The organism is Arthrobacter sp. TB 26 (assembly GCF_000427315.1).
Lineage (GTDB): Bacteria > Actinomycetota > Actinomycetes > Actinomycetales > Micrococcaceae > Arthrobacter.
The window spans coordinates 1-8,278 of the sequence record NZ_AUPJ01000529.1; the positions used below are offsets into that span (position 1 = coordinate 1).

Genomic DNA, 8,278 nt, shown 5'->3' on the forward strand with positions numbered 1-8,278 from the left:
GCGGGCCGAGCCGCTCGGCTGCCAGCTGGGAACCCCACGTGGCTTCGATGTTGGTGATGGTGGCGCCGGGGGCCACGGCGTTGAAGCGCAGGCCCTTCGGCCCGTACATCACCGAGGAGTTCTTGGTCAGTCCGATGACGGCGTGCTTGGACGCGGTGTACGCGGCACCGGCGGCCGAACCCCGGAGGCCGGCCTCGGAGGCGACGTTGACCACGGAGCCGGAACCGGCTTCAAGCATCAACGGCACAACGGCGCGGGTCAGCCGCATGAGGGCCGTGACGTTGATCCTGAAGACCCGCTCCCAGGTGACGTCGTCAACCTCGTGGATCGGGGCGAAGTGGTCCATGATGCCCGCGACGTTCGCGAGGGCGTCGACCCGGCCGCCTGCGGCGACGACGACGGCGGCGACGGTTGCCTCATCAGCGATGTCGCCGGCGACGGGAACCAGGTCCAGGCTGCTGTTCCCGGCGACCAGCTCGTCCAGCCGCTCGGCGCTGATGTCGGCGGCGATGACCTTGCCGCCCTCCTTGGCAACGCGCAGGGCCGTGGCCAGCCCGATGCCCGAGCCGGCGCCCGTGACGATGACTGTCTTGCCGGCGAAGCGGCCCGAGGTGATGGATTCCTGCCATGAAGCTTCGTTGCCCATGATGTCCTTCCGAGTGTTTCCCAGTGCTGACATCTCCCACCTTATGACACGCTGTGTCATTATGAAAGGGTGAATACTGGTGGGATGCCTTCGCAAGAGCCCAAGCCCCCCGGCATGCGTTCCGCCGGGCGTCCCGTGACCATCGATCCGGACGCCATCGCCAGGCTCGCGCTGCGGCTGTTCGCCGAGAACGGCTACGAACGGACCTCGATGGAGGACATTGCCCGCGAGGCCGGGATTGGGCGCAAGAGCCTGTACCGGTACTTCTCCAGCAAGGCCGATCTCATCTGGGGCGGCATGGAACCGGTGATCCAGGCCTCGGGGCTCGCCCTCGAAGTGGCCGGGGACGGTCGCGAGGGCGGCGACGGCCTCATGGCGGGATTGCGTGCCGCGGCCATCGCCGGAGTGGCGGCAATTCCCGATCTTTCGGTGTCGCGGGGGCGGCTGCGCCTGATCGCGGAGCATCCCGAACTGGCCAGCCGGAGCTATGATTCCCTGGCGCCCCAGCGCGAGAGGGCTCGGCTCTATCTTGTTGATCTCGGGGTTCCGGACGAGACGGCCGGCTACCTGTGTGCGGCCTATCTCGCCGCGACATTTGAAGCGTGGATGCGGTGGGCCGCGGGAACGGACCCTGATCCGGTGCCGTACCTCCTGGCTTCCGTCGAGGTGCTGCGGGTGCCGGAGGCCTGACCGGCGGGGTTCGCTGAGTGCACGGGGCGGGAGGTCACGGGGCGGGAGGTCACGCCGTCGGGTTTGACGTATGGGCCCCTATTGACCACAGTAAGTCAGTGCTTGCGAACGTTGACAACAGTCTCCCGCGCCCCGCGCTGCCGGGGGATCGCCCCCGGCGGCGGCAGAGCGCGGCCTTGCTCGGCTTCCTTGGGGTGTCATGGTGCGTGTCGTTGCTGGGCTCCCTGCCGATCCGGATGAACGGGGACGGCTGGTACGCCGTCGCGGACAAGGCACCCTGGACCCCGCCGGGATGGATCTTCGGTTCAGTGTGGCTGGTGCTCTACGCGGCCATGGCAGTAGCCGTGTGGCTCGTGTGGCGGCAGCAGCGCGTCGCCCGGCGGCCGGCGCTCCAGGCCTATGGCGCCCTGCTGCTGTTGAACCTGGCGTGGCCGTTGATGTTCTTCGGCATGTACCCGATGCTGGGAACCGCTGCCCTGTGGCTGGCGCTTCTCGTCATTGGAGGCCACGCCGTGACGGCAACCCTCGCCGTCCTCAACTTCGGACCCATCAGCAGGACCGCCGGATTGCTGATGCTGCCCTACGTCTCGTGGCTTGTGTTCTCGGCCAGCCTGAACCTGTATGCGGCCGTGAACAACTGAGAACCATGGGGCGGTGGTGGCAAAGTGGGGAATTCACCCGCGGAGTGACATCCTGATTGCATTATGACCGCACACGAAGAGGCACACGACACGTCCCACAAAGTCGGCGAGGCACCGGGCGGCGTGACTCCGGCCGCGACCGGCACCGGGGCTGAGGCTGAGGCTGTCGGGGAAGTTTCGGGCACCGGCCGGAGTCGTCGCGGCATCTTGGCTCGCGCCCTGGCCGGCGGGACCGACCCGGATCCCCGGTTCACGCTCGCCAACGAGCGCACGTTCCTGGCCTGGATCCGGACCTCGCTGGCGATGGTCGCCGGCGGCATCGCCGTCGAGGCCTTCACCGCCGAACTGTTCGACCCGGAACTCCGCAAGACCGTCTCCGTGCTTTTGCTCCTGCTGGGGCTGGTGACGGGCGGCGGCTCGTTCTTCCGCTGGCTCAATGTGGAACGGGCCATGCGGCGCCAGGCTCCGCTCCCGGCGCCCCTTCTCGCTCCGATCCTGGCGGTCGGCGGCGCCCTGGTTGCAGCCGTGCTGATCGTCTTTGTGATCGGGCGGGCGGCCTAGCCGTGGCGAAAACCAGGCCCGCTGCTGTGCATAACGACCCGGGACTCCAGCCCGAGCGCACGGACCTCGCCTGGCGGCGGACTTCATTCACGTTGATCACTGCGGCCTGCATCTTCCTGCGCTGGGTTCCCCACCACGGCTGGTTTGCCGGCACCCTTGTGGCGGCTTCACTCCTGGTCGCCCTGGGCATCGCCCTCACGCAGCGGCGCCGCTACCACCACCATGCCAGCGGTATCGGCGGGGCGGTGATGACCGCGAACATCCGGGGGACGGCGGCGATTGCCGGCAGCGTTGTGGTACTCGCCGGCCTGGGCATCTACACGGTTCTGTATCTGCCGCTGCAGCGGTAGCGCGGCGGGAGCGTGCTTCAGCTCAGGAACGACAAATGGATGTCGCTGCCGTAACGGCGGATGATGTCCTGCTTGGCGCTGTGGAAAGCCGCGAGTTCGCCCCCATGCCCGTGCTGCCCAATGCGCCGCCGGGCCAGTTCGTCGGAGATCACGTCCATAAAGAGTTCGGCGAGCAGGAGCCGGGCTGAGTCGCGGAAGCGCCCGCGGCCGTCGACATAGAGCCGCACGGTCGGGGCGCCGGTGTTGATGATGACCTTGCGTTCCGCGGCGCTGTAGACGGCCCGGTCCGCACTGTTGTGCAAGTTCCGGAATTCGTAGCCGATGAACAGGTCCATGCCGTGGTCCCGGGGCACCCGGTGCGCCGCGGGGTGCTCAGCGGGGTGGCCGGCGGGTCGAACAACAGCAGCGTGCGGAGGCTGGCCTTCGCTGCGGTGGGAGGCATGTTCGGCGACAACGATCTCACACCATGCCCAGTAGGCTCCGGCCCGGACGGTGATCTCGCCCCGCTCCCCCGCGGCATCCCCCGTGACGGTCCACTCGATCCGCTGGGTGCCGTCGAACGAACCGACCGGAACGGGAACAGGCTCAGGTTCAATCCGCATCGACTCGGGCAGAACGAGTTCGAAGGTGAGCTGTTCGCCGTCGGGCAACTGGCCCGCATCGATCAGCAAGGCGACGTGGAACGGGTGCCCCGGCTTCCGGTAGTAGAACGGGGTGGTGAAGCGCAGGGCGGCCGGCGGCTCCTCCTCGGCCGGGATCGGGCCGGCGGCGTCCGGGGAGGACTCGATGCCCAGGTCCACCACGGCCGCCTCACTCATGTGCTGCAGCAGCCGCTCGATCATCTCCGCGGTGCGGCCGGAGGTGGTGGCCCGTTCGAGGTGCGCCAGCTTCTCCTTCTCGTCCCGCACCGCGCTGCCGATCATGGCGCTAACGGCCTGGGAGAACGCTGCCACAAACGGATCCTTGAAGTTCAGCCCTTCCCGCTCGTCGCTGATGACTGCCTTGCCGCGGCCCAGCATCTCGGTCAGCGCAGCGCAGCGGACAGTGCCGAAGAGATACTCCGTTCCCACCTGGTTCTCGTACTCCAACAGCGTGCAGTCGAGCGCCGCCATCCCGGACAGGACCACCAGGCCGTTGGTGCGTTCGTCGCCCTTGAGCGTCAGCTCCACATCCTTCGCCCGCTTCAGCGTGAGGGTAAATGGATGCTCCTGTCCCTCGTGGCTAAAGCTGCCGGGGTGCTCCGGGCCGAGGACCAGCATGGCCGGTGGCTCCTGGAAGCGGATCAACTCGCTGGCGTCGTGCCCGGTTCCATGCTGTCCGCCGCCCCGGCCAGGCACCAGCTCCACCGTCCGGCGGTCCAGCACGTCACGCAGATAGACGTTGTCCGAGAGGGACTGCAGCAAGGTGGCGTGCTGGGTGATCGTGACGTGGGGGTTATCGACGACGATTGTCACCCGGGTGCCGCTCTCGGCGACGCCGGCGGGAATGCCGAGGCGGGCGTAGTCGGCGGGAAACGCACGGCGGTCCTCCTCGCCGTCGTCGTAGAGATAGCCGCCGTTCTCGCCGCGGAAGACGTCGATGCGGGTGAACCGGCCGCCCTTGATGGTCTCAATCCAGCCGTGGCCCAGGCCGAAGATGGCCTGCTTGAGGCCGCGGCCGAAGTATCCGCGGCCGTTGCCCTCGCCGCGGGAGAGCGGGCTGTGCGCGCCGCCGTAGGTGAGGATGCGGGCGGCCTCTTCGAAGGACATGCCCTCCGCCTGGTCCGTCACCATGAGCACGGCGCCGGTGTAGTGCCGCTCGTAGCCGACGTGGATGCTGCCGGTCACGGGCGCCCCGGTTTTCTCCAGCCGGGCGTAGCTGTCGTCGCTGTTGGTGATGAGCTCCACCAGCGCCTTCTCCACGGATGCGAACCGGCGGGAGTCGATCCCGATCACCCGCTGGTCAACCTGGATTTCGGCAACCGTCATGGCGTCTCCTCACTCGCAACCCCGCTGTTGCACCAGCTGCCGGCGCCGGACGGTGCCGATAGCTGGAGCCTAGCAGTTTGGGGGTTGTGGGCTAGGAACAATGTCTAGCTTCAGTAGCAGAAGCGAATCGAGTAATCCGAGAGGCCGAAACGAGAGTAGGAAGCCAATAGACGAGTAGCCGGTACTCCTGACCTTCCGCAGGCCCGCCTATAGCCTGAACCTGAAGAAGAGGATCAGGCCGCCTGCCGAGTCGTAAACGGAAGGACCATCGTGCAACCAGCCACAGGGCCCGGTGCCATGGGGGGCGCACCGGCCGACGGGGGACCACAGCGTCGGCAGCATTCGGTCCTTGCCCTGACCCGAGGCGTGGCTTTCCCATGAAGGGCCGTTCTATGCACGGGCTGTGCTGCTTTCTCATTCTGGCCGGGCTCTCTGGGAGTGCCCCTCAGGCTGCTTTCCGCCTTCCGCAGCCATCTCTTGACTCGGGAAACACGGCATCAGAATCTGTGGCAGTCGATCCGGCGGTCTCCAGCGTATCCGGAGCTGACACGCCGGTGGAGTCGCCTTCCTCCGAAAGCGGGGCTGGCATCCCGACGGAAGCGCCTGCTCCTGACATTGGTGCAGACACTTCCGCCGAAGCGTCTTCCGGCAATCCCGCTGGAGCTGATTTGCTGACTGTCACGCCGGTCCTGGGCTCGGCGCATCGGGTTCCGCTCGGCGTTGGCGGCTTGTCGCATCTGGTTTTCGACGATGACTTCGACACCCTGAACACAGCAGTCTGGACTCCCTACTGGTTCAATGACTGCAACCCCAAATCGGTGATGAACAATGTCAAGACCTGTTCGAGCAACATTAAAGTTGCCAACGGCGAAGCAGTTCTGCAGCTCACCGATGCCGAGTCCGGCGCACTTCTCTCCACCAATCCCAAGGACGGTGTTCGCGGCCATGCGGGCTTCGAGTTCACCAGCGGCTACGCCGAAGCACGGATCTACTTCCCGGGAACCTGCAGCAGCGGGATCCCCAACTGGCCGGCGTGGTGGACCGTGGGGCAGCGGTATCCCCGTACCGGGGAAATCGACATAGCCGAGCCCCTTGCCGGTGATATGTGGAGCGTGTATCACTCAGCGGAGGGCAGGAAAAAGCGAACGATTGCCGGCTGCTGGGCCGGGGAGTACCACACGTACGGTTTGCACCGGAAGGCCGGAGCCAACGACGTCTACTATGACGGCCGGCTCGTTCACTCCTATGCCACGAATGACGGAAACAGCCCCCACTATCTGATCCTGAATGTGGGCGTCTCGGTCGGTCCCCGGATTTTCGGCGAGCAGGGCAGCATGAGGGTGGACTATGTGCGGGTGTGGCAGTAGCCGGTCCTGGCATAACAGCGCGCCGTCGGTGGGGGCTGCCGCGCTAACGCATCGATTGCTCCACAACGGCCGTTTTGAGGGCTCAAAAGGGCCGTTGTGGAGCAATCGATGGTGGGCTAGGCGGTGGTGATCTTCAGCAGCAGGGCGTGCTCCGGGTTGAGGACGGGCATGGGCAGGCCCACCTCGGCCAGGAAGCGGCCGCTCGCCGTGGCTCCGGATTCCAGCCACGCCGGGGGCTGGACCTGGGTGAAGGTGTGGGGGTAATCGGCGTCCCCCGGGCCGGGGAACAGCACGTCCACCCGGTAGTGCGCGGCGGCGTCGAGACCCGGGATGGCGACCCGGCCCGGCTGCTCCGCGGGGGAAGTCCGGGTGCTGACCAGCGCGAACAGCGCCGCCGTCAGGCCTGGCACGGCCGGCGCGCAGTCAGGGTCGTCAGCGGCAGCCGCAACCACGACACCGTGCAGCATCAGCGAGTCATCGGCCACATCAGCGCGGACCATCCGGCCCGAGTGGATCAGGCCGCGGTGCTCCTTGTAGATCCCGATGAAACGCTTGAGCTCTTCGCGCTCGGCACCCTGGACCTGACGCACGTCCCATTCCATCCCGAAGTGTCCGAACAGGGCGGTGATGGCCCGGAAGGACAGGTCGTGGGTGCGGGCCGTCGTGTGCGAGGTGGTGGGGCCAATGTGGCCGCCCACGAGTTCCGGCGGGACCACCAGCCCGGTCCAGCGCTGGATGGTCTGACGTTCCAGGGCGTCGTTGCAGTCAGAGGCCCAGATCCGGTCCGTCCGCTCCAGGATGCCGAGGTCCACGCGGGCGCCGCCGGAGGAGCAGCTTTCAATCTCGACGCCGGGGTGCGCGGCCTTGAGCGCGTCGAAGAGCCGGTAGGCGGCGAGGGTCTGTTCGTGCACCGAAGCGCGGCCGGCGTGGCCGTGCTCCAGCAGGTCCCGGTTCTGGTCCCATTTGAGGTAGCTGATGTTGTTCCCGCGCAGCAGCGCATCCACGCGGTCGTAGATGTACTGCCAGGCGTCCGGGTTGACGAGGTCGATGATGTGCTGGTGCCGCCATTCCAGCGGCAGCCGCCCNCCCGCCGTCCTTGTAGCTCTGCACCGAGGGCCCGACAATCCACTCCGGGTGCGCCCGGACGACGTCGGAGTCCAGGTTGACCATCTCCGGCTCCACCCACAGCCCGAATTCCATCCCGCGGGAGGTGACGGCGTCGATCAGCGGGGTGAGTCCGGCCGGCCAGAGGGTCTCGTCCACGTACCAGTCGCCGAGGCCGGCGTGGTCGTCGCGGCGGCCGCGGAACCAGCCGTCGTCGAGCACGAACCGCTCGACGCCGAGCTCCGCGGCGGAGTCCGCGAGTTCGATCAGGGTGGTGAGGTTGTGGTCGAAGTACACGGCCTCCCAGGTGTTGAGCACCACCGGGCGGGGCTTGCCGGCGCCGGAGAGGCCGGTCTGCGCGGCCCCGGAGGGCAGCACGTGGTGCGGCCGATTCCTGAACCAGGCGTAGAAGGACTCGCTGATGCCGTCCAGGCCGCGGTCCGAGTAGGCGGCGAACAGCGCGGGGGTCGTGTAGCTGCCGCCGGACGCGAGGATGACTTCGGCCGGGCCCAGCAGTTCGGAGCCGCCGATCATGGTCCGGCCGTCCCCGATCGTGTCTGCGAACTGTTCATGGTTGCCGCTCCAGGCCAGGTGCGTCGCCCAGACTTTGCCGTGGCGGTTGCCGAAGCCGGCGGTTCCGGCGGCAAAGAGCAGCGAGGAGTCGTGGCCGGTGCGGCCGTGCCGTCCGGTGCGCACCCAGGTGCCCTGCTGGATGGCACGGTGCTGCGGGTGGCGTTCCCGGCACCAGCGCCCGGTCAGGTCCAGGAGTTCGACGGCGTCCTGGGCCACCGGGAGCACGGTCGCCAGTTCGTCGAGCTGGTACGGCGAGGTCCCGGTGTTGGTGACGGTGTGGCGCAGTTCCAGCAGGCCGCCGTCGTGCAGTGTCAGGAGGGACGACACGCGGATCCCGGCGTCGGCGTCGGCCTGGATGATGACGACGGCGCCGGCGCCG

At 67.5% G+C, this 8,278-nt stretch carries 7 protein-coding genes and 1 pseudogene (1 of these 8 cut by a window edge); 5 read left to right on the top strand and 3 right to left on the bottom strand.

All coding sequences use genetic code 11. The annotated features are described in order from the left end of the window. Window positions 1-646 (bottom strand): SDR family oxidoreductase (locus K789_RS0120815; RefSeq protein ID WP_024368435.1); only part of this gene is annotated, 646 nt, incomplete at its 3' end. A gap of 84 nt (window positions 647-730) precedes the next feature. Between K789_RS0120815 and K789_RS0120820 the strand changes: the two genes are divergently transcribed. From K789_RS0120820 to K789_RS0120835, 4 genes are all read left to right on the top strand, one after another. After that, entirely contained in the window at window positions 731-1,336 is a 606-nt protein-coding gene (locus tag K789_RS0120820; RefSeq protein WP_024368436.1) for a TetR/AcrR family transcriptional regulator, read from the top strand. A gap of 98 nt (window positions 1,337-1,434) precedes the next feature. Continuing rightward, window positions 1,435-1,977 carry a TspO/MBR family protein gene (locus tag K789_RS0120825; protein WP_024368437.1) on the top strand — a complete coding sequence of 181 codons (543 nt, stop codon included), beginning with the start codon at window positions 1,435-1,437 and terminating at the stop codon, window positions 1,975-1,977. 204 nt (window positions 1,978-2,181) lie between these two features. Further along, window positions 2,182-2,538 carry a YidH family protein gene (locus K789_RS0120830; protein ID WP_035740486.1) on the top strand — a complete coding sequence of 119 codons (357 nt, stop codon included), beginning with the start codon at window positions 2,182-2,184 and terminating at the stop codon, window positions 2,536-2,538. A 26-nt stretch (window positions 2,539-2,564) separates the two neighbouring features. Then, the gene (locus K789_RS0120835; protein WP_024368439.1) at window positions 2,565-2,888 is read left to right on the top strand and encodes a DUF202 domain-containing protein; all 324 of its coding nucleotides are present in this window, start codon (window positions 2,565-2,567) and stop codon (window positions 2,886-2,888) included. A gap of 17 nt (window positions 2,889-2,905) precedes the next feature. On the opposite strand, the gene K789_RS0120840 is transcribed toward K789_RS0120835, so the two are convergent. Continuing rightward, a complete protein-coding gene (locus K789_RS0120840; RefSeq protein WP_024368440.1) occupies window positions 2,906-4,855 on the bottom strand; it encodes an ATP-binding protein in 1,950 nt (649 codons plus the stop codon). A 377-nt stretch (window positions 4,856-5,232) separates the two neighbouring features. Between K789_RS0120840 and K789_RS0120845 the strand changes: the two genes are divergently transcribed. Beyond that, window positions 5,233-6,222, top strand: a complete 990-nt coding sequence (locus K789_RS0120845) for a family 16 glycosylhydrolase (protein WP_084507740.1) — start codon at window positions 5,233-5,235, stop codon at window positions 6,220-6,222. Window positions 6,223-6,338: 116 nt separating this feature from the next. Here the strand turns inward: K789_RS0120845 and K789_RS23735 are convergent. Next, window positions 6,339-8,278: pseudogene (locus K789_RS23735) on the bottom strand (alpha-galactosidase); it runs 296 nt beyond the window's last position.

What these genes read in the sequence shown, in the direction of transcription:
- K789_RS0120845 (WP_084507740.1), top strand. Translation starts at nt 5,233, where the DNA reads ATGAAGGGCCGTTCTATGCACGGGCTGTGCTGCTTTCTCATTCTGGCC.
- K789_RS0120820 (WP_024368436.1), top strand. Translation starts at nt 731, where the DNA reads ATGCCTTCGCAAGAGCCCAAGCCCCCCGGCATGCGTTCCGCCGGGCGT.
- K789_RS0120840 (WP_024368440.1), bottom strand. Translation starts at nt 4,855, where the DNA reads ATGACGGTTGCCGAAATCCAGGTTGACCAGCGGGTGATCGGGATCGAC.